This window comes from Streptomyces sp. NPDC002499, assembly GCF_053595415.1.
In genome coordinates, this window is the sequence record NZ_JBSFXO010000001.1 from 257,752 (window position 1) to 277,944 (window position 20,193).

The following is a 20,193-nucleotide window of genomic DNA, read 5'->3' on the forward strand; positions in this document are numbered from 1 at the left end:
TACCGGCCGTCACCCCGGACCGGCACAATCGCGGCCATGACGATCATCACGGGTGCGTCACCCACGCCCACGTACAACGTTCCCGGCGCTCTCGGCCGAGGGTGTCTGACGGGTGGTGTGGTCGGGGCGTCGTTCGCCGCTCTGATCGTCGGAGGTGTGATCGAGAACTGGCCGTTGTTCGTCGCCGGATGGGTCGTGCCCGCGGTGTACGGTCTGCTCTTCTACCTCGCCGGCAGGCCGCGGCGGGCCCGCGAGAGGGCCGTCGTGCCGCGTACGGCGCTTGCGATGATCGAGAGTCTGGAGGCCATCGGGAGCGAGTCGAGCGACGTACCGGTGCGGTTCGAGCTCACCGTCGCACCGGACGACGGGCCGGCGTACCGGTTGCGGATGTCGCAGAACATCAACCTCGTCGATCTGCCGGACTACCGGCCGCGCGGCATCGTGGTAGTGCAGTATCCGCCGGACCGGCCGTGGCGGGTGAAGATCGTGAAACGGCCGACTCCGGAGTGGGCGGACCGGGCGGCCGGGGCGCGCATCGACTCGGCGCCCGGGCCGGCCGTGCCGGGCGAGTCCCCGGAAGGGTGTGCCTTCGGCTTGGCCGCGTTTCTCGGTCTGCTGCTCGGCGCGGCGCTCGTTGTCCTGGTGTTCCGCGCCGATCTGTTCGACCAGGACGCCACCACGCAGCCGCCCAACTCGTCGGCGCCGTCCGTCTCTTCCACGTCGTCGACCACGGTCGTGACGTCGGGGTCCGCCACGGTCTCCCTCGGGCCGGACCAGTCGTTCCTCGACAAGGGCGAACTGCGCCGGGCCATGGACTCGCTCACCAAGGGCAAGGGCAAGCGCCCCGCGCTGACTGTCGTCGTACAGGAACGTCTGTTGTCGGTCGTGTTCGCTCCGTCCGATACGCAGGCCCCGCAGTTCGACCCGGATTCACTGCCGTTCGAGCGCTTCCCCGCCTTGGTCAAGGAGGCCACGACCACCCTCGGTGTCCGCTCCCCGCAGACCTGGCAGCTCACCGCCGACAACCTGACCGGGTCCCTCACGCTCAGGGTCGGCGTGACCGGCACCGAGGGCACGGCCTCACTGGAGGCGGACGGGCAGGGCAAGGTGGTACGGCGCACCCCGGCGGGCTGAGCACCGGGCCTGTTGACGTCGACGACCGGATCACCTCGTGGTAGCTGGGCCGGCCAACTGCCCCGATGGGCAACTCCACCCCCGCCGCCACAGCCGGACCGCGCCCCGTGATTGGCTGACTCCGGCCACTCCGGCCGACGCCCGAAAGGACACCGCAGCCATGAGCAACGCATACGCCTACGAGTACAAGGTCGTCACCTTCAGGGAGTCACTCATCGGTGACGCGCTCGACAGCGACAAGCTGGAGAAGACCCTCAACAAGCATGCCGCGGAGGGCTGGGCGCTCAAGGCGATCACCGCCGCCGACGTGAAGGGCCGCATAGGCCCCGGCGCCGTCGAAGGTCTGCTCCTCACCCTTGAGCGCCCCCGCGCCTGACGCCGGCGAGCCCAAGTCCGGGAGATTCAGGCCCTGTCGGACGGCAGCGCGTACAGCTGGGGCAGGTTGACCACGATCGCCTCCTGGGTGCTGCGGGCGATGACGACCACGGCTTCCTCGGCGGGGTCGGGGTTCTCCTCGCGGTGCGGTACGAACGGCGGGACGAAGATGTAGTCGCCGGGGGCGGTGCGCAGGCGTACCTCCTCCGGCCGCGAGCCCGAGTCGTCGAGGAAGACGAACTCGGGGTGCCCGCTCACCACGTAGATCGCGGTCTCCGACTCGCCGTGGTGGTGGTCGGAGGAGGACGTGGCGGGGGCGACATGGGTCTGGCCCATCCACAGCTTCTCGGAGCCGACCGTTCTGCCGCTGACGGCGGCGAACCTGCGCATCCCCCCGGTCTGTGCCGTGTCCCCGTCCAGGGCGTCGGCGCGGATGTGGTGGAGGCGGGTGTGCAGAGGTGCCGCCGGCTGCCCGGGGTCGTCGTGGAGGTGGGGGTGGAAACCTTCGCCGGGGGTCGTCAGCGGCTCGCTCATGGGTCGGGACGCTAGAGCCACCCCGAAAAGGATGTCAAGAGGTGTCCATTGCCCTTCACCTGCGGCAATGTTCCCGCAATGTAGGAACGGAACCGGCCGGAGCCTTCGTGGCGGGCATCCCGTCGGGCATGATGTGCGCATGCATATCTCCGCGAAGGCGGACTACGCCATGCGGGCCCTGTTGGAGCTCGCCCGAGAACCCGCCCGCCCCCTCACGTGCGAGGCCGTGGCCTCTTCCCAGCAGATCCCCTTCCGCTTCCTCAAGTCGGTCGTGGGCGAGTTGCGGAAGGCCGGTCTGGTGCGCAGTCAGCGCGGTTGCGAAGGCGGCTACTGGCTCGGCCGGCCGGCCGACGAGATCACGCTCCTCGACGTCGCGCGCGCCGTGGACGGCGAGTTGATCACCCTGCGGGGTGAGTCGCTCGCCGGACTCGACTACCCCGGTCCCGCCTCCGGGCTGCCGGGGGTGTGGCGCCAGGTGGAGGCGGACGCCGCCGCGATCCTGGGCGGCACGACCCTGGCCGCGCTGCTGCCCACCCCTGTCGAAGCGGGGGCGAGTGCGGGGCTGAGCGGGAAGGGAGCCGCGTGACGGTCGTACCGGAGAGACCCGCGGCAGAGGCGGATGTGGAGGTCGTGGAGTACACCGACCCGCTCTGTCCCTGGGCCTGGGGGTCGGAGCCCGTCTTCCGCCGCCTGCGTGCGGCGCTGGCCGGCCGGGTGCGGTGGCGTCGCGCGTACTGCATCCTCTTCGACCACGACGACGACCCGGCGCCCGATCCCGCGGCCGAGACCGCCTGGTACGCGCGGTACGTCGAGGACATCGGCGGCCATACCCAGGCGCCGCGGGCACTGAAGCTGAACCGGGTGGCGGCGAGTTCGTGGCCGTCCTCGCTGGTCGCCAAGGCCGCCGAGGCGCAGGGCGACGACGTGGCCGACCGGGTGCTGCGCCGGCTGCGGGAGACCGTCTTCGTCCTCGGGGAACCGGCCGACACCCCCGTACTGGCGCTGTCGGCGGTAACGGGCGTGCCCGGCTTGGATGTTGAGCGGCTGGCCGCCGACGCGGCGTCGGCCGAGGTGCTGGAGCGGGTGCGCGCCGATCGCGCCGAGGCACGTCGTCCGGTCGACGAGGTGCTGTCCGTGCGCGACGGGTCGCCGCATCCCGGTGCCGCCAAGGAGACGGCCGACGGCCAACTCCGGTACGCGCTACCGACGTTGCTGGTCCGCGGCCCCGCCGGGTATCGCGTCGTGCCCGGCTGGCGGGCGTACGAGGAGTACGCCTCCGCGATCGACGCGGTGTGTCCCGGGCTGCAGTCGGACCCCGTGGCGTCGGCTCCGGCGGAGGCGCTCGCGCGGTATCGGAGCCTGACGGATCCGGAGCGCCGGCTGCTGACCCACGGCTCGTGGCCCCCGGCGGACGCCGTCCGCGTCGAGACCGGCAACGGGCCTCTGTGGCTGCACCCGGAGGAGGCCGCGGCGCACCCCGCGGTCGGGCGCGGCGCGCCTTCCGCGCCCTGACGGAACTTCATCAGCCCTCTGATCAGCGATCGAAAGCCGTCCCGCCGAATGAGACACCAATTGGTGTCCATTGACAGCCGCCGACGGCTGCCCCCAGGATGAGCAGCATGCTTACGACGCACCCCGGTGTGGTGTGCCGCTACGTGGACCTGCGGCGCACCTGCAGCGCTCTCTGTCGCTGACCCGCCGCCCCCGGCCCACAGGCGCCTGACTCCGCTCCCGTAGCCACCGGCCCCTTGCCGCGTCGCCGACCGGTGCCCGTCTTCTCGCGCCCCGCGTTTCGCGCCCAGTCGCTCGCTCCCCTCTCCTTCTGCTTCCCGGCTCTCCCCCGCGATCCGCCGACGCCTCGTGTCCCGAGCGAGGCATGCCCAGGTGTGCACCGAAGCCGCACCGGCATGTCCTTCCCGGCCCGAACGTCGTCCGGACCCCGGGCATGCCGCCCTCGCTCCCTTTCCGCTGCCCCGGCGCGGTCCGGAGCCCTCGAAGAAAGAAAAACGATGTCCGGACGACTCACGCCCCGTAGTCACCAGGCGGCCCTCCGCCCCGGCAGACTGCGCGCCGCCGCCCTGGGGACCGCCCTCGCCACCGTGCTCGTCCCCGCCCTCAGCGCCTGCGGCGGCGACGCCGCGTCGGCCAGTGGCAGCTCGACGCTGAAGTGGACCTCCTCCTACTTCCCCACCCACTGGGACCCGGTGGTCAGCGGCAGCGGCGCCCAGTTCCGTGAACTGGCCCTGGTCTACGCCTCGTTGACCCGCACGGACGCGACCGGCAAGGCCGTGCCCGACCTGGCCAAGAGCTGGGAGTACAACGCCAAGGGCGACCAGATCACGTTCCATCTGCGGCCCAACCTGAAGTTCAGCGACGGCGAGCCGGTCGACGCCGCCGCCGTGAAGGCCGCCATCGAGCGGGCCCAGAAGCAGAAGAACTCCGCCCTCTTCGGCGACCTCACCTCGATCAAGTCGGTCGACGCCAACGGACTGGACGCGGTGCTGCACCTCAGCCAGGTCGACTACCAGATTCCCCAGCTGCTCGGCGAGCGCGTGCTGCAGATCGCCAGCCCGAAGGCGGCCAAGTCCCCGACGAAGCTGGACCAGAGCCCGGTCGGCGCGGGCCCGTTCACCGTCACCCAGCTCGTCCCGGGCACGAAGGTCCTGCTGAAGAAGAACCCGGACTACTGGGACGCCAAGGACATCCACATCGACAACGTCGAACTGACCTCGGCCCCCGATGCCTCGACCGTCGTCTCCGGGCTCCAGACCGGCGTCTACAACTTCGCCGACATCAAGCCCAGTCAGGCCGAAGCCGCCAAGAAGGCCGGCCTCGACGTCTTCGTGCAGCCCGGATTCAACGCCAACAACATCAGCCTGAACGTCAACAAGGCACCGTTCGACAACGACAAGGTCGTCGACGCGGTCCGCTACGCGATCGACCGCCAGGAGTTCGTGGACAAGCTGACCTTCGGCTACGGCTCGGCGACCAACCAGCCGTTCCCCAAGGGCTATGTGGCCTACGACCCGCAGTCCGCGAACGACTACGCCTACGACCCGGCGAAGTCGAAGCAGCTGCTCTCCGAGGCCGGTTACAAGGCGGGCCAGATCAAGCTCGACCTCGTCATCCCGGCCGAGGACCCTCAAGCGGAGATCGTCCAGGCGCAGTTGGCGAAGGTCGGCATCACCGTCAACATCAAGATCGACAAGAACTGGGCCACCCCGTTCTTCGCCAAGGACCTCACCTTCTCGCTCTACGGCACCACGGGCCGTGACTCCGCGGCGCAGACCCTGACCGCGCACTTCGGCCCGAACGGCCCGCTCAACCTCAGCACGCCCTACGAGCCGGCCGGCTTCGAGGCGGCCATCGCCAAGGTCCGCCAGACCCCGCTGGACTCGCCCGACTACGCGCAGGTCCTCCAGGCCGCGACCCGGGCCGGCCTGGAGAGCAAGGCGCTGGTCTTCACCTACTCCTCGCCCAACCTCATCGCCAAGAGCAAGTCCATCTCGGCCCTGCCCAAGAACCCGGCCCACATCGACTGGACCGGCGTGACCATCGGCGCCAACTGACACACCGTCACATCCCGTACAGCCACTACAGAGAGGGGGCAAGCCATGGCGACGACGGAGGCACCGGCCACACCGGCCGACGTGCGTCACCCGGCCGCCACGACCCGGACGCGGCGCACGCTGGGCCGCGTCCTGGTCACCCTCGCCCGGTCGATCGCGATCTTCGTGCCCGTGTTCCTGGTCGCGACGTTCGTGACGTTCGCGCTGCGGTCACTGAGCGGGCTCAGCCCGGCGCGGATCCAGCTGGGCGAGGAAGCAACTCCAGAAGCGGTAGCCAGAGTCGAGGCCCAGTGGGGGCTCAACCGGCCCTTCCTGGTCCAGTACGTCGACTGGTTGGGCGGCGTCCTGCATGGGCAGCTCGGCACCAGCTGGACCAACGGCGCCGACATCTCCACCCTCATCGGCCTCGGCCTGGGCGTGAGCCTGTCGGTGGCCACCTTCGCGCTCGTCATCGGCGTGGTCGCGGGCTTCGCCCTCGGCACGATCGCCGCGCTGCGCCGCACCACCTGGGTCGACCGGGCGATCACCGGCTTCGTCACGGTGATCTCGGTGATGCCGGCCTTCGTCGTCGGCATCGTGCTGGTCGCGGTCTTCGCGGTGGGACTGCACGTGTTCCCGTCCGCCGGCTACATCCCGGCGGCGCAGGGCTTCGGTCCCTGGCTCGCCCACATCACCCTGCCGGCCATCGCGTTGAGCTTCGACGTCATCGCCGACGTCGCCCGCCAACTGCGCACGAGCCTGATCGCCGCCTACCGCGAGAACTACGTGACGGGCGCGGTCGTACGGGGGCTCAGTCCACGGCGGATCTTCTTCGGCCATGTGCTGCGCAACGGCCTCGGCCCCGCGCTCGCCACGCTCGGCCTGAAGTTCCCCACGCTGGTCGGCGCCTCCGTCGTCACGGAGTGGATCTTCGGGCTCCAGGGCTTCGGCCGCTTCGCCAACGACTCCGCCCAGGCCGGTGACGTACCCGCCGTACAGGGCGTGCTCGTGGTGTCGATCGTCCTGGTCGTCGCCTTCAATCTGATCGTCAACCTGGTGCTGGCGCGTGTGACGCCGGCGTCCCAGCGGGGGGTGTGACCATGGTGCGCCGCGTGCTCTCCCTGACGTCCGGCCGGATCGCGCTGGTGATCCTGACCGTGATCGGCCTGCTCGCCGTCCTCGGACCGTTCATCGCGCCCCAGAATCCGCTGGCAACCAGCTCCGACACCCTCGCGGACGCCTCGGGCGCCCACTGGCTGGGCACGGACTACCTCGGCCGCGATGTGCTGAGCCGGCTGCTCGACGGCTCCCGGGTCAGCGTCCTCGGTTCACTCGAAGTCGCGCTCACGGCCCTGGGGGTCGGGGCGATCCCCGGGATCCTGTCGGTCTACTTCGGCCGGGCCTTCGAGTGGATCACCCTCCGGCTGACCGACACCCTGGTCGCCCTGCCCTTCCTGCTGTTCGCGGTCGCCGTGGTCGCACTGCTCGGCAACGGCATCACCCAGGCGATGCTGGTCACGGGGGTGCTGGTGTCGCCGCTGTTCTACCGGGTGTCTCGCGCCGCCACACTGGCCGTGGCCCGTTCGCCGTACGTGGAGGCGGCGCTCATCTCCGGCGCGTCCATCGGGTGGGTCGTACGCCGGCACGTATGGGTCAAGGTGCTGCCGCCGATCGCGGTGGCGCTCGCCCAGACCATCGGCGTCGGCTTCGTCATCGTCTCGACGCTGACCTTCCTGGGCATCGGTGTCCAGCCGCCCGCGCCGACCTGGGGCGGCCTGCTCGCCTCGGACCTCGGCTACCTGACCCAGCAGCCGTGGGCACCACTCGTACCCGCACTGCTGATCATGGTCACCGTCTGGGCCTGCAATCTCCTCGCCGACACGATCCGCGACGTCTCCGGCGAGGCGGGCCGCGCCCTGGTCAACAACCGCAAGGCGCGCGCCAATCGGCTGGCCGGGACCGACTCCGATCTCGCTCACGTTCACGCCGGAGGTGCGTGATGGCAACTCTCTCCGAGAAGGTCCTCACCGAGGCCGACCAGCACAGCAGGGCTGCGGTCGCGGAGACCGGCACGGGCCCGGCCGAGCCCGTCGGCCAGGCCTCTCCCTCGACCCCGGTCCTGTCCGTACGCGACGTGCGCATCAGCGACCAGGCCGCCGGCGACGAGATCGTCCACGGCGTCAGTTTCACGCTCACGCCCGGCAGGGCCGTCGGCATCGTCGGCGAGTCGGGCAGCGGAAAGACCCTCACCTGCCGAGCCACGCTGGGCATCCTGCCCGCCCACTTCGAGGTCACCGGCGGCTCGATCGAGATCGACGGCCAGGACATCTCCGGCCTCTCGTCGGCACAGTGGACGGCCCTGCGGGGCGCCACGATCAGCGCGGTCTTCCAGGACCCGGCGTCCTATCTCAACCCCTCCATCCGGGTGGGCGCGCAGATCGCCGAGGTACTCCGCGTCAAGAAGGGCCTCAAGCGACGCGCCGCGCGCGGGGAGGCGATCGACCTGCTGCGCGCGGTGCACCTGCGGGACCCGGAACTGGTCTACAGCCAGTACACCTACGAACTCTCCGGCGGCATGCTCCAACGGGTCCTCATCGCGGCCGCGATCGCCGCCGACCCGCGCATCCTCATCGCCGACGAGGCCACGACCGCGCTCGACGTCACCGTCCAGGCCGAGATCCTCGACCTGCTGGCCGACCTGCGCGAACGGACAGGACTCGCCCTCGTCCTGGTCTCCCACGACCTCGCCGTCGTCGCACAGCTCTGCGACGAGGTCCTCGTCATGCGGCAGGGCGAGGTGGTCGAACAGGGGCCGACACACGAGGTGTTGCACAACCCCCGGCACGAGTACACCCGGCTGCTGATCGCCGAGCACGAGCAGTACGGCCTGGACAAGTTCCTCGTCGCGGGAACCGCCGCCACGGACACGATCGAGGAGGACTCATGAGCGGGGAATCCGCCGGTCCCGTCCTTGAGGTCACCGACCTCGAAGTGCACTACGGGCTGCGCCGGCGCCGTCGTCGCGCCCTGCACGGCGTCTCCCTGAGCGTCGCGCCGGGTGAGACCGTCGGGATCATCGGCGAGACCGGTTCGGGCAAGTCGACGCTCGCGCGGGCCGCGCTCGGTCTGGTGCGCGCGTCGGCGGGGTCGATCGTGATCGACGGCGAGGAGGTCGGCGCGTACGGCCATCGCCAGTGGCGCGCGCTGCGCCGTCGGGGTGTGATCCAGTACGTCTTCCAGGACCCGCTGCGCAGTCTCGACCCGGACCTGACGGTGGAGGCGTCCCTCGCCGAACCGCTGCTGATCCAGGGCGTGTCCCGGCAGGAGGGGGCGACGCGGGTGCGGGCGTTCCTCGACCGGGTCCGGCTCGACGCCGAGCTGCTCGACCGCCTGCCCGGCGAGCTGTCGGGCGGCCAGCGTCAACGGGTCGCGGTGGCAAGGGCGTTGGTGACGGAACCGCGGCTCGTCATCCTCGACGAGCCGGTCAGCGCCCTGGACTCCGCCAACCGCGTCCAGATCCTGCAGATCCTCAAGGAACTCCGCTCCGACGGGGTGGCCCTCGTCTTCATCTCCCACGACCTGGGTTCCGTCGCCGGGGTCGCCGACCGCATCGCCGTGCTGTACCAGGGCGAGTTGGTCGAGGTCGGCGCCACCGCCGATGTCATCAACCAACCCCGGCACCCCTACACGCGCCTGCTCGTCCGCTCCGCGCCCACGCTGCACAGCGCGGCGGCGGACCGGGCCGAACGCGAGGCCCTGCGCGCTCTCCTGCACGCCTGACGCACCAGCAATGCCCCCTCGACTTCGCTGAACTCCCGCTGACAGAACAGGAACAGCCATGTCCCGCACGCTCCACCTCGCACTGCATCCCTACGGCGTGGGCGGCCCCGGCCAGCACGGCCTGTGGAAGGACCCGCGCGTCGCGAAGAACGCCAGCATCGACATCAACTACTACATCCGGCTGGCCCAGGCGGCCGAACACGCCCTGTTCGACGCCCTGTTCATCGTCGACAGTCAGTTCATCAACTCGACCTACCCGGCGCACTACCTCAACCGCCTGGAACCGCTGACCCTGTTGTCGGCCGTGGCCACCCACACCAAGCACCTCGGCCTGGTGGGCACCGCGAGTTCGACCTACAACTCCCCCTTCAACCTCGCCCGTCGCTTCGCCTCGCTGGACCACATCAGCAACGGCCGGGCCGGCTGGAACGTGGTCACCAGCTTCGACACCGGTACGTCCAAGAACTTCGGGCTCGACGAGCACCTCGACTACGCCACCCGCTACGGCCGCGCCCTGGAGTTCGTGCAGGTAGCGCGTGGGCTGTGGGACTCGTACGAGGACGACGCGTTCCCCGCCGACGTCGAGCGGGGCGTGTTCCTCGACCCGGCCAAGCTGCACGAACTCGACCACGCGGGCGAGCACTTCAAGATCGCGGGGCCGCTGAACCTCTCGCGTTCCCCGCAGGGCCAGCCGGTGATCTTCCAGGCCGGTGTGTCCGAGGAGGGCCGCGACCTCGCTGCGCAGGTCGCCGAGGGGATCTTCGCGCCCGGGGGCACGCTGGAGTCGTCGCGGGACTACTACGCCGACGTCAAGAAGCGCACGGCCGCCTACGGCCGCGACCCCGAGCACGTCAAGATCCTCATTCACGGCGGCCCGGTCGTCGCCGCCACCGACGAGGCGGCCCGTCGCCGGGAGCGGGAGATCTTCGAGGAGGACGACGACTTCAGCCGTAACCTGGCGCTCCTTGGCCGTTCCTTCGGGGCGTACGACTTCAGCGTGCACGACCTGGACGCGCCCTTCCCGGATGTCGCCCACCTCGCCGAGAAGGGCGGGCGCACGGGTGCCGCGCAGCTCATCGAGCGGGCCAGGACCGAGAAGCTCACCCTGCGTCAAGTGGCGGAATCCATCAACCAGTTCCGTCGGTCACCGTTCGTCGGGGACCCGCGGACGGTGGCCGACACGATCCAGCAGTGGTTCGATGCCCGTGCCCTGGACGGCTTCAACCTCGCCTTCCGTACCGAGGAGGAGCTGAACTACTTCGTCGACAGTGTCGTCCCGATCCTTCAGAAGCGCGGCCTGTTCCGCACCGAGTACACGTCCGACACCCTGCGCGGGAACCTCGGCCTGCCGATCCCGGCCAACCGTCACTCCCGCGAGCGCCAGCTCGTGAACGACTGAGGCCGCGCGATGACCGAACTGTCGGCGACGGGGGGCCGCGACGTCCACATCGTCCGCTTCCCGGCCGCCACTCCTCCGGCGACGGTCGACGTACTCGTCGTCGGCGCGGGCCCGGTGGGCCTTGCGGCGGCCGTCGAGCTGACCTCGCGCGGTGTCCGGGTCGCCGTGGTCGAGCGCGCCCGCGCCGCGACACTCGTGCGGGCCGGCGCGATGGGGCACACCCCGCGTGTCGTCGAGCATCTGCGGCGCTGGGGGCTGCTGCAGCGGGTGCGGGACGCGTGGACGTATCCGCCGGAGTGGCACCGGGGAACGCGCCTGGTGACCTCGCTGACCGGGCATGAGCTGGTGCCGGTGCCGGCTCCCTCCTTCGCCGACAGGGGCGGTGCAACCGGGCACTCCTCCGACGAGGCGCTGCGCCGGCCGCAGACCGTGTTCCAACGGGTGTTCCTCGACCACCTCACGGAACAGGGCGTGTGCGTGTCCGGTGGTCGGGAGCTGACCGGGTTGCGCGAGGACGCGGACGGCGTCGACGCGGAGGTCGTGGACGTCGACTCCGGGCGCTCGCACACCGTTCGGGCCGCCTACGTCCTCGGCACCGACGGAGGCAGCAGCACCACGCGCCGACTGGCCGGCATCGCCCGCGAGGGCGAGCACGCCACCGAGAAGCGGCTGCGGCTCATCGTCCGCACCGGCGACATCTCCGACCGGGTGGGACCCGCGCCCAGCGCGACCAACATCGTCGTCAACGCCCACGCGTCCGGTTTCCTCGCCGCCGTCAGCGCGCGTGAGTGGCGGGTGTACGCGGGACCGTACCCGCTCGACCACGAGCCGGGTGAGGACGAGTTGTTGGAGGTCGGCCGGGCGGCGTTCGGCTTCGACGTGGAGCTGGAGCTGGTGTCCGCGACGACCTTCTACCACGCCACCCGGATCGCGGAGACGTTCCGTCGCGGCCGGGTCCTGCTGGCCGGCGACGCGGCCCATGTGCGCACGCCCGGCGGCAACCTGGGCGAGGGCATCGGTGACGTGGTCAACCTGGGGTGGAAGCTCGCCGCCGTGCTCGACGGTCACGCGCCCCGGAGCCTGCTCGACTCCTACGACCAGGAGCGCCGCCCGCACAACTGGCGTGTCGCCGACCACTCGTTGGACCGGGCGCACCGCACGCAGGCCACGCTGGCGGAGATCCGTGCCGGAGGCATTCCGGACGACGCGGACCTCAGTGACGCGGCCGTGCGGCGACGGACGGAGATCGGCGCGCGCCTGCGGCGGGACCGGTTCGGCAGCGACGGAGTCGCCTTCGACGAGCGCTACGACGCGTCAGCGGCCGTCTGGTACGAGCCCGGCCAGCTCGACACCGAGCCGCCCTGGCGCGCCGACGTCTACGAGGACGATCCGCGCCCGGGCCACCGCGCGCCGGACGGCCCGGTCGACCCGAGCGGCGGCACGCTCTACGACCGTCTCGGCACGTCCTTCGGCCTGCTCGTCCTCGCCGAGGACCGGACGGTCGAGCGGGCCTTCGCCACCGAGGCCGCCGCACGGGCCCTGCCGTTCACCGTCGTCCACCTCACCGACCCGGCGGCACGCGCCGTCTACGGCACCACCAACGTCCTGATCCGCCCGGACCAGCACGTCGCCTGGCGCGGAATCCGGCTGCCCGACGCGGGCGCCGGTGCCGTACTCGACCGGGTGCTGGGCCAGGTCGAAGCGTTGGTGGCACCCATCCCGACCCCCGCCACGACCGCAGCCTGAGACCACCGAAAGGCCATCACCCCATGACGAGCGAGAGACCACGCTTCCGGCTCGGTTTCCTCACCCACGTCCAGGGCCGCGACGACGACATCGCCCGCACCTACCGCAACGCCCAGGAACTCTTCGTCGTAGCCGACGAGTTGGGCTTCGACGTCGGCTGGGTGGCCCAGCACCACGTCCCCCTCGGGGGCGGCGGACTGTCGTCACCGTGGACCTTCCTCGCCCACGCGGCGGCCCGTACCACCCGCATCCGGCTCGGCACCGCCATCACCGTCCTCCCGCTGGAGGACCCGGTCCGGCTCGCCGAGGACATCGCCACCGTCGACACGCTCAGCGGGGGCCGCGTGGAGTTCGGCGCCGGCAGCGGATCGAGCGAGGTGGAGTACGCGGCGTTCGGCAAGGACGTGGCCCGCAAGCGTGAACTGACCAGCGAGAACCTCGACATCGTGCGCCAGGCCCTGGGCCGACACGAGGTGGGCACACCCGGCTTCCGCATCCAGCCCCGGCCCGGCGACTTTACCGACCGTGTCTGGCAGGGGGTGTTCAGCGCCCAAGGAGCGGAGTACGCGGCGCGGAACGGCTCGAACCTGCTGCTCAACCGGGCGGCCTACGGCTTCGACGAGCCCACGGACGAGGTCCAACGGCCCTGGGCGGACGCCTACTTGGCCGCCTGGGACCGACCGCACCGCCCGCGCATCGGCCTGTCCCGGTTCGTGTTCCCGGCCAAGGACCGGCGCACCGCGCTGGCGGCGATCGGCGACGACGTCCACCGGGCCGCGCTGCGCATGGCGGAACACGGCGCGTTCCCCAAGGGCCTCGACCGGGACGAGGCGTTGCGGCGCTTCCACTCCTTCTACGGCCATCCCGACGACGTCGTCGAGGCGCTCGGGCAGGAGAAGGTACTGCCCGTCGCGACCGATCTGATCACCCAGTTCAACCCCGCCGTCCCCGACCACGACGCCGCCGTCCGCGCCCTCGAACTCATCGCGACCGAGGTGGCACCGGCGTTGGGCTGGCGGCCCGCACGGCCGGCCGAACCCGTCTCCGCAGGAGTGTGAAATGACCCAGTACAGCGACTACTTCGGCCCCGAAGGCCTCCGCGTCCGCGGCACGGTCGTCGTCGTTCCCGGCCGTGGCGAGACCCGGGCGACCTACGCCCGCTTCGGCAGGCGGCTCGCCGCCGACGCCTACCGCGTCCGCGTGATCGACGCCCCCGACCTCGAAGGCGAGGACCTGACCGGCCTCGCCGCCCGCCTCACCGACGCCGCCGAGGGCACGGCGGCCGACGGCGGAGTCGTACGACCCCTCGTCCTCGTCGGAGCCGACGCGGGGGCCGCCGCGATCGCCGCGCTGCTCGACCGGGCGCCCGACAGCGGGCCCGATGCCGTGGTCCTCGCGGGGCTGCCCGGCCGGGCCCCCGGCGACACCGCCGCCGGCACCTGGGACGAGGAACTCGACGTCCGCACCTCCTGCCCCGCCCACCGGGGCACCCTGACCCAGGACCCCGAGGTCCGGCGCGGCTCGCTGGACGACGCGATCCCGGAAGCCGTGCTCGCCGCCGCCTACGACAGCGAAGCCGCCGTCCCCGCGCTGCTCCTCGTCGGTGACGCCGACCCGCTGGCCGATCAGGAAGCGCTCGCCCGTACGGCCAAGTCCCTTCCCAGCGCCCGCCTTTCGGTCGTCCACGGCGCGCATCACGACGTCCTCAACGACCTCCAGCACCGCTCCGTGGCCGCCGAGGTCGTCACCTTCCTGGAGAACCTGCGCAACGAACTGCGGCCGCTGATCACGGTGCGGTCGAGCGCCTGGTGACCGTCCGCCCGCCCGCTCGGTACGCCGTCTGAACCCCGACCCCGGAAGGTCCCCTCATGGCCTCGATCCTGTCCGTCTCCGGCAGCCCCTCCCCCACCTCCCGCACCACACGACTGCTCCGCCACCTGGACGACCGGCTCCGCCTCCAGGGCCACGAGGTGACCCCGCTGGAGGTACGCACCCTCCCCGCGCAGGCACTGCTGGGCGCCGACTTCGGGCATCCGGCGATCAAGGCGGCCACGACCCTGTTCGAGCAGGCCGACGGAGTCGTCATCGGCACGCCCGTCTACAAGGCCGCCTACTCGGGCCTGCTCAAGTCGCTTCTCGACCTGCTCCCGCAGTACGCGCTGACCGGCAAGACCGTGCTGCCCCTGGCCACCGGTGGCAGCACGGCCCATGTCCTGGCCATCGACTACGCCCTGCGCCCGGTGCTGAGTTCGATGGGCGCCTCACACATCGTGCCGGGCTGGTTCACCCTCGACAGGGACATCACGGTCGGCGACGACGGCACCCCGACGATCGCTCCCGCCACGGCCACGGCGCTGGAGCAGGTGACGGACCTCTTCTCCACCGCGCTGGGCGGCCGTACGACCGTGCTCGAGGCCACGGGGTGAAGCGCCCGGTGACCTACTGACCCACCCGTCCGTCGACGCACTCACGCAGCAGGTCCGCGTGCCCGCAGTGCCGGGCGTACTCGTCGATCCGGTGCACCAGCAGCTCCCGGACCGCGATCCCGTCCTTCCCCAGCCGCTTGCCCAGATCGTCCTCGTGCTCGGCCAACACGGCGTCGGTCGCGGCCTGTTCGCGCTCCAGATCGGCGAACGCGGCCTCGACCACGGCCTGTTCGCCGACGGCTTCGTCGAAGTCCGCGTCCCGCCTGCCGTACAGCTTCGGCAACGGGTCGCCGTCGGTGATCCAGTTGCGCCAGTCCCGTTCCACCTCGGCGAGGTGCCGGACCAGGCCGAGCAGTGACATCGTCGACGGCGGAACCGATCGACGTGCCAACTGCTCGGCGTCCAGGCCCTCGCACTTCAACCGCAGGGTCAGGCGGTAGTTCGTGAGCACGTCCTCGATGGTGGCGAGTTCGCCGTCCGGACCGGGTCCTTCGTTGTTACGAGGGTCGTCGTCCGGGTTGGCCCACATGTCGGGGTAGACGGTCGCCTGGGTCCATCGTGCGGGTTGGTCAGTCATGCGGGCCATGGTGGTCCGTCGGGGCACCGGCCCGCCAGCGAGTTTCGGTGCCGTACGCCTAGGGGCTGTCCGATGGGTCATGTGAGCTGATCAGGGCCGTGGCTTAGGCGCAGATGAGCTGCTCCGATGGCGCCGTCGTCGGGCTCGCTGGCACCGAGAGCTCGTCGCCAATCCGCCCACGCTTGCCTGCGTCGGCCGGTTGAGGAATTTGGCTGCGGTGAACCAGGCGGTTGCGGTGAACCAGGCGGTTGCGGTGATACTCCGGCATGAGTAGAGACGCCGAGGTCATCGTGCTCGCCCGCTGGTCGGATGAGGTGATGGAACCGCTGACCCAGGACGACCCGGAACGCACGTGGCGAGGTCGCTTCGTCCCGATAGCGGGGCACTGGGGCTACGAGTTCGGGTGGGCCCTGGAGTTCGAGAAAGTGCGTGCCCGCAAGGGCCTGCTCAGGCACCTGGAGTCGCTGCCGTGGCCGCATCCGCATACGGTGCAAGTTCTGCTTCGCGACCAGGACGACGACTGCTTCGGGCTATGGATGTTCCAGGAGGGCCGGCTGGTGGAAGTCACCATTCCGCGCACCGAGCGTTTCCACCAGCCGGCACCGCCCAATGAGGACTTCGAACCCGACCCGGGCATGCTGCTGCGCACCGACCAAAACACGGCTCTGCCCGAGCAGACCCCAGAAGCACGCCGCGACCCCCGCTCACCCTGGTAGACCGAGTTCGACAGCTCATCTTGGGACGTCAGGGCTGTCGACGCGCGCCTACTCAGCGAACTGCGCCACCGAACGAGGCGATTCACTGCGGACGGAGCCATAGGCGGATCGCGGCCACGGTGACCGTCCCATGGAAGACGTACGCCCGTTTGTCGAAGCGCGTGGCGACGGCTCGGAAGTTCTTGAGCCGGTTGATGGTCCGCTCGACCTCGTTGCGGCGGCGGTAGATCGTCTTGTCGAAGCCTGTGGGCCGGCCTCCTTGGCTGCCGCGGCGCCGGCGGTTGGCCCGCTGGTCTCTTGGCTCGGGGATCGTGTGCTTGATCTGGCGTCTGCGCAGGTGACGCCGATTACGGCGTGATGAGTACGCCTTATCTCCCCCGACATGGTCGGGCCGAGTGCGCGGTCGTCCACCAGCCTGCCGGGGCACACGGATCTCAACCAGGACGGGAATCATCTGCGGTGCGTCCCCCCTCTGGCCGGGCGTGATGACAAACCCGAGCGGGCGACACCCACCTTCCCCAGCAAGGTGGATCTTGCTCGTGAGCCCGCCTCGCGAGCGTCCCAGGGCCTCATCGAGACGGTGACGCGCCGGGCTCCTGCGCCGACCCGGGATTTCCGGGGCACGGGTGGAGGCACCAGCCGCGTGCTGATGGGCGCGGCAGGTCGTGGAATCGACGCTGACCATGCTCCAGTCGATCCGGCCCTCGGCATCGGCGTCGGCCTGGACGGCCCGCAGGATCCTCTCCCACGTGCCGTCCGCCGACCACCTGCGATGACGATCGTGAACCGTCTTCCAGCTACCGAAGCAGGGAGGCAGGTCCCGCCAGGGGAGGCCGGTCCGCTGCCGGAACAGAATCCCGTTGATCACACGGCGGTGGGATTGCCAGCGTCCACCCCGTCCGCGATTCGTCGGCAAGTGCGGCTCGAGTCGAGCCCACTCTTCATCCGAAAGATCTCCCCGCCCCATGTCCCACGGAGCGAGTGCCCAGCGGGAGCGTCACGCGACCCATCGGACACGACCTAGCGGTAGCAGGTGGTGAGACCCGGATGCCAACGGCAGGCGACGCCCGCGAAGCCACCGCCCGCCACGACGTCGACGGTGAACGTGTCGCCGCCGCGCAACACCTGCCGCTGCCGGACGAGCCCGTCGGCACCGTCACGGATCGTCTCCACCAGCCACCGTCCCGGACCGATGGTCAGCGGCACCTGTGCCGTGCGAGCGGCCCCCGCGTACACCCCGCCCAGGAACCAGCGGCTGCCGCTGCGGCGGGCTAGGACGGCCTCCTGACCGGGTTGTCCGGCCAGCAGTCTGGTGTCGTCCCAGGCGGCGGGGATCTGGTCGAGGAAGTCGCGGGCGAGCGGTCGGGTGTCGTACGACTCCGGGGTGCCGGCGAGCATCTGGAGGCCGGACTCGTAGGCGACGGTGAGTCCGACCTCGGCCGCGTCGGAGTTGGGGCGCTGGCCGACGCGTTGGAAGCCGCCGGGGGTGAAGTCCATGGAGCCGATGACGTTGCGGGTGAAGGGCAGGGTGGTGAGGTGGGCGGCGGTGTTGGTCCGCTTCTCCTCGCCGCCGACGCCTTCCAGGGTCATGACCTGCGGCCAGGTGCGCTGGATGCCCTTGGGGATCGTCGAGCCGTGGAAGTCGACCATGAGGTGGTGGGCGGCGGTCTCGGCGAGGATGGCGTCGTACCACTGGAGCATGGGCTGCGCCTCGGAGTTCATGAAGTCGATCTTCACGCCCTTGACGCCCCAGCGCTCCAGGGTGGGCAGCCACTGAGCCCGTTCCTCGGGGGTGTCGAGGTCGCGCTGGTGGATCCAGACGACGATGCCGACGCCCTTGGGGCGTGCGTAGTCGACGAGTCGGGGCAGCCAGCTGTTCGTCTGCCAGTTGGGGTCGGTGGTGTCCCATTCGTCGGTCTTGAAGTACCAGCCCGCGTCGACTGCCTCGTAGGGCCAGTGGCGTTGGGCCGCGTAGTCGACGTAGGCCTGCTGTGCGGCGAGGCTCTGGCCTGCCGCGCGGCCGCCGGCGAGCCAGGTCCACAGCACGGTGCCGGGGCGGATCCAGGAGGTGTCGGCGACCTTGGAGGCGGGCGCGAGGTCGTCGGTGAAGGTGGACCGGGTGACGGTGGCGAGGTCGCCGGTGACCATGGCCCGCCAGGGAGTCGCGAGGGTGCCGTCGGTGTGGACCCGGTCGTCGGCCAGCTTGATGCGGTAGGTGCCGGTGCCCTGTGTGTGGGCGAGCCGGGCGCCGGAGTACGCGCCGGTGAGGTCGGACTCGGCGAGCAGGGTGTAGCCGCCGTCGGTGGCGAAGAGTGCCTGGTCCGAGTACTCGCCGGTGGGTGCGGTCGCGGCGGTGTACTGGTTGAACTGGCCCTCGTTGTCGACCCGGTAGGTGCCGAGCCACGCGTTCGCGTCCGACGGCAGGTTGAAGGCGGAGGTCTCGCCGAGGACGTCTCCGTGCCCGGCGGGCAGGACGTATCGGTAGGCGACGCCGTCTGCGGAGGCGCGGACCACGAGGTCGAGCCGCGCGCCCGCGGGGGTGGCGAACGACAGGCGCGTCTCGCTCATCAGGACCCGGCGGTCCAGCCGCTTGCCGGACGTGGCCCGGTAGTGCTCCTTCACCAGCCGGTCCTTGCGGTGGAGGAACCTCAAGTCCTTGGAGAGGTCGGCCTGTTCGGTCACGATGCCGACGGGCGACGGCTCGATGACCGTTCGGCCGGCACGGGTCACGGAGAGGGTCAGCGTGCCGGTGGTGTCGTCCAAGGACACACGGGCGCGGGGTTCCTGGACCGCCGCGGCGCGCCCTGGGCCGGACAGGGACCAGACGTGCTCGGCGTGGCCGACGTCCCGGTCGGCTCGCTGGTCGGCCCGAGCGGGCGCGGTCATGCAGAGTGCGGTCGCCAGCCCTGCGCAGAGCGCGGCGACCGCGACTCTGAGCGGTAACGGCGAGCACTTCCCCGACTGCGAGGTCATTGTCGTCCTCCAGACCTGATGGATCGTCGATACATCGGGTGTCTCGGGGGAACCTAAGCAGCCGCCATGCACGTGTCAACAGTTATGGCAGCAACGACATCTCACTACAGTCAGTCGGCGATGTCTTACTCATCCGATGAATATTGCCGCCTCGGACCAGATCAGGGCAGGATCGAGTCGACGTAGCCCCCGTCCACCCGCAGCGCTCCGCCCGTCGTCGCCGACGCCTGGTCGGAGCTCAGGTAGACGACCATGTGGGCGATCTCCTCGGGCTCGATCAGCCGTTGCAGAAGGGACTGCGGGCGGTGCTTGCGCATGAACTCGCGCTGGGCCTCGTCCCAGGGCAGGTCCCGGTCGACGAGTTCGTAGACGAAGTCCTCCACCCCGCCCGTGTGGGTGGGTCCCGCGATGACCGAGTTCACCGTCACGCCGGTGCCCGCCGCCTCCTTGGCGAAGCCGCGGCCGACCGCGAGGAGCGCGGTCTTGGACATGCCGTAGTGGATCATCTCGGCGGGGATGACGATCGCGGAGTCGCTGGCGATGTTCAGGACCCGGCCCCAGCCGCGCTCCGTCATGCCCGGCAGGTACTGCCGGATCAGCCGCACGGCGGCCAGTACGTTCACCTCGAAGTAGCGCCGCCACTCGTCGTCGCTGATCTCCAGCGGGTCGGCGGAGCCGAAGATGCCGAGGTTGTTGACGAGGATGTCCACCTGCGGCAGTGCCTCCAGGGCCTGCCGCGCGCCCTCCTCGCTCGCCACGTCGGCGGCCACCGGCACTAAGGACCCTCCGGGTACCTCCGCCGCCAGTCGGGCCACGGCCTCCCCGACGCGCTTCTCGTCGCGGCCGTTCACCCCCACCCGGGCGCCGGAGCGCGCGAGTCCGGCGGCGATCGCCGCGCCGATGCCCTGTGTCGAGCCCGTCACCAGGGCGGTGCGTCCCGCCAGGTCGATCTGCATCTGGAACCAGTCCCTCTGTACGTCCGTAC

20 protein-coding genes are annotated in these 20,193 nt (G+C 70.6%); 15 read left to right on the forward strand and 5 right to left on the reverse strand.

Features of this window, described 5'->3' with window-relative positions:
• Positions 1-36 precede the first annotated feature (36 nt).
• Together ACWD5F_RS01180 and ACWD5F_RS01185 are read left to right on the forward strand one after the other, a co-directional pair.
• Positions 37-1,134, forward strand: a complete 1,098-nt coding sequence (locus ACWD5F_RS01180) for a hypothetical protein (protein ID WP_451249877.1) — start codon at positions 37-39, stop codon at positions 1,132-1,134.
• 160 nt (positions 1,135-1,294) lie between these two features.
• A complete protein-coding gene (locus tag ACWD5F_RS01185; RefSeq protein ID WP_124004655.1) occupies positions 1,295-1,510 on the forward strand; it encodes a DUF4177 domain-containing protein in 216 nt (71 codons plus the stop codon).
• A 26-nt stretch (positions 1,511-1,536) separates the two neighbouring features.
• On the opposite strand, the gene ACWD5F_RS01190 is transcribed toward ACWD5F_RS01185, so the two are convergent.
• Positions 1,537-2,043: a cupin domain-containing protein gene (locus tag ACWD5F_RS01190; RefSeq protein WP_451249880.1), complete on the reverse strand. Its 507-nt coding sequence runs from the start codon at positions 2,041-2,043 to the stop codon at positions 1,537-1,539.
• Positions 2,044-2,182: 139 nt separating this feature from the next.
• On the opposite strand from ACWD5F_RS01190, the gene ACWD5F_RS01195 reads away from it, so the two are divergent.
• The 12 genes from ACWD5F_RS01195 to ssuE all read left to right on the forward strand — a co-directional run bounded on the left by ACWD5F_RS01195 (position 2,183) and on the right by ssuE (position 14,942).
• Positions 2,183-2,629 carry an RrF2 family transcriptional regulator gene (locus ACWD5F_RS01195; protein WP_401724296.1) on the forward strand — a complete coding sequence of 149 codons (447 nt, stop codon included), beginning with the start codon at positions 2,183-2,185 and terminating at the stop codon, positions 2,627-2,629.
• A complete protein-coding gene (locus ACWD5F_RS01200; RefSeq protein ID WP_451249882.1) occupies positions 2,626-3,555 on the forward strand; it encodes a DsbA family oxidoreductase in 930 nt (309 codons plus the stop codon). The genes ACWD5F_RS01195 and ACWD5F_RS01200 overlap by 4 nt, the downstream gene beginning before the upstream one ends.
• A 497-nt stretch (positions 3,556-4,052) precedes the next feature.
• On the forward strand, positions 4,053-5,612 hold the full coding sequence (locus tag ACWD5F_RS01205; protein WP_401724301.1) for an ABC transporter substrate-binding protein: 1,560 nt from the start codon (positions 4,053-4,055) through the stop codon (positions 5,610-5,612).
• A gap of 45 nt (positions 5,613-5,657) precedes the next feature.
• Positions 5,658-6,689, forward strand: coding sequence for an ABC transporter permease (locus ACWD5F_RS01210; protein WP_451249884.1), 1,032 nt, complete (start codon positions 5,658-5,660; stop codon positions 6,687-6,689).
• A 2-nt stretch (positions 6,690-6,691) separates the two neighbouring features.
• Positions 6,692-7,591 carry an ABC transporter permease gene (locus ACWD5F_RS01215; protein ID WP_451249886.1) on the forward strand — a complete coding sequence of 300 codons (900 nt, stop codon included), beginning with the start codon at positions 6,692-6,694 and terminating at the stop codon, positions 7,589-7,591.
• The gene (locus ACWD5F_RS01220; RefSeq protein WP_451249888.1) at positions 7,591-8,538 is read left to right on the forward strand and encodes an ABC transporter ATP-binding protein; all 948 of its coding nucleotides are present in this window, start codon (positions 7,591-7,593) and stop codon (positions 8,536-8,538) included. The genes ACWD5F_RS01215 and ACWD5F_RS01220 overlap by 1 nt, the downstream gene beginning before the upstream one ends.
• Complete coding sequence (locus tag ACWD5F_RS01225; protein WP_451249889.1) at positions 8,535-9,371, forward strand: ABC transporter ATP-binding protein; 837 nt, start codon at positions 8,535-8,537, stop codon at positions 9,369-9,371. Before ACWD5F_RS01220 ends, ACWD5F_RS01225 begins: the two co-directional genes overlap by 4 nt.
• A gap of 58 nt (positions 9,372-9,429) precedes the next feature.
• On the forward strand, positions 9,430-10,770 hold the full coding sequence (locus ACWD5F_RS01230; protein ID WP_451249891.1) for an LLM class flavin-dependent oxidoreductase: 1,341 nt from the start codon (positions 9,430-9,432) through the stop codon (positions 10,768-10,770).
• Between the two features lie 9 nt (positions 10,771-10,779).
• Positions 10,780-12,516 carry an FAD-dependent oxidoreductase gene (locus tag ACWD5F_RS01235; RefSeq protein WP_451249893.1) on the forward strand — a complete coding sequence of 579 codons (1,737 nt, stop codon included), beginning with the start codon at positions 10,780-10,782 and terminating at the stop codon, positions 12,514-12,516.
• A gap of 23 nt (positions 12,517-12,539) precedes the next feature.
• Entirely contained in the window at positions 12,540-13,574 is a 1,035-nt protein-coding gene (locus tag ACWD5F_RS01240; RefSeq protein WP_451249895.1) for an LLM class flavin-dependent oxidoreductase, read from the forward strand.
• 1 nt (position 13,575) lies between these two features.
• The gene (locus ACWD5F_RS01245; RefSeq protein WP_451249897.1) at positions 13,576-14,328 is read left to right on the forward strand and encodes an alpha/beta hydrolase; all 753 of its coding nucleotides are present in this window, start codon (positions 13,576-13,578) and stop codon (positions 14,326-14,328) included.
• Between the two features lie 56 nt (positions 14,329-14,384).
• Entirely contained in the window at positions 14,385-14,942 is a 558-nt protein-coding gene (ssuE, locus tag ACWD5F_RS01250; RefSeq protein WP_451249899.1) for an NADPH-dependent FMN reductase, read from the forward strand.
• Positions 14,943-14,955: 13 nt separating this feature from the next.
• Here ssuE and ACWD5F_RS01255 read toward each other — a convergent pair whose 3' ends face one another.
• Positions 14,956-15,528, reverse strand: coding sequence for a DinB family protein (locus ACWD5F_RS01255; protein WP_401724327.1), 573 nt, complete (start codon positions 15,526-15,528; stop codon positions 14,956-14,958).
• 257 nt (positions 15,529-15,785) lie between these two features.
• Here ACWD5F_RS01255 and ACWD5F_RS01260 point away from each other — a divergent pair, with 257 nt between their 5' ends.
• On the forward strand, positions 15,786-16,235 hold the full coding sequence (locus tag ACWD5F_RS01260) for a hypothetical protein (RefSeq protein WP_451249901.1): 450 nt from the start codon (positions 15,786-15,788) through the stop codon (positions 16,233-16,235).
• Between the two features lie 82 nt (positions 16,236-16,317).
• On the opposite strand, the gene ACWD5F_RS01265 is transcribed toward ACWD5F_RS01260, so the two are convergent.
• The 3 genes from ACWD5F_RS01265 to ACWD5F_RS01275 form a co-directional block, all read right to left on the reverse strand.
• A complete protein-coding gene (locus ACWD5F_RS01265; protein ID WP_451249903.1) occupies positions 16,318-17,202 on the reverse strand; it encodes an IS5 family transposase in 885 nt (294 codons plus the stop codon).
• Positions 17,203-17,255: 53 nt separating this feature from the next.
• Complete coding sequence (locus ACWD5F_RS01270) at positions 17,256-19,121, reverse strand: glycoside hydrolase family 97 catalytic domain-containing protein (RefSeq protein ID WP_451249905.1); 1,866 nt, start codon at positions 19,119-19,121, stop codon at positions 17,256-17,258.
• Positions 19,122-19,369: 248 nt separating this feature from the next.
• Positions 19,370-20,164 (reverse strand): SDR family NAD(P)-dependent oxidoreductase, encoded by a 795-nt coding sequence (locus ACWD5F_RS01275; RefSeq protein WP_451249907.1) that lies wholly within the window; start codon positions 20,162-20,164, stop codon positions 19,370-19,372.
• Between the last annotated feature and the right edge of the window lie 29 nt (positions 20,165-20,193).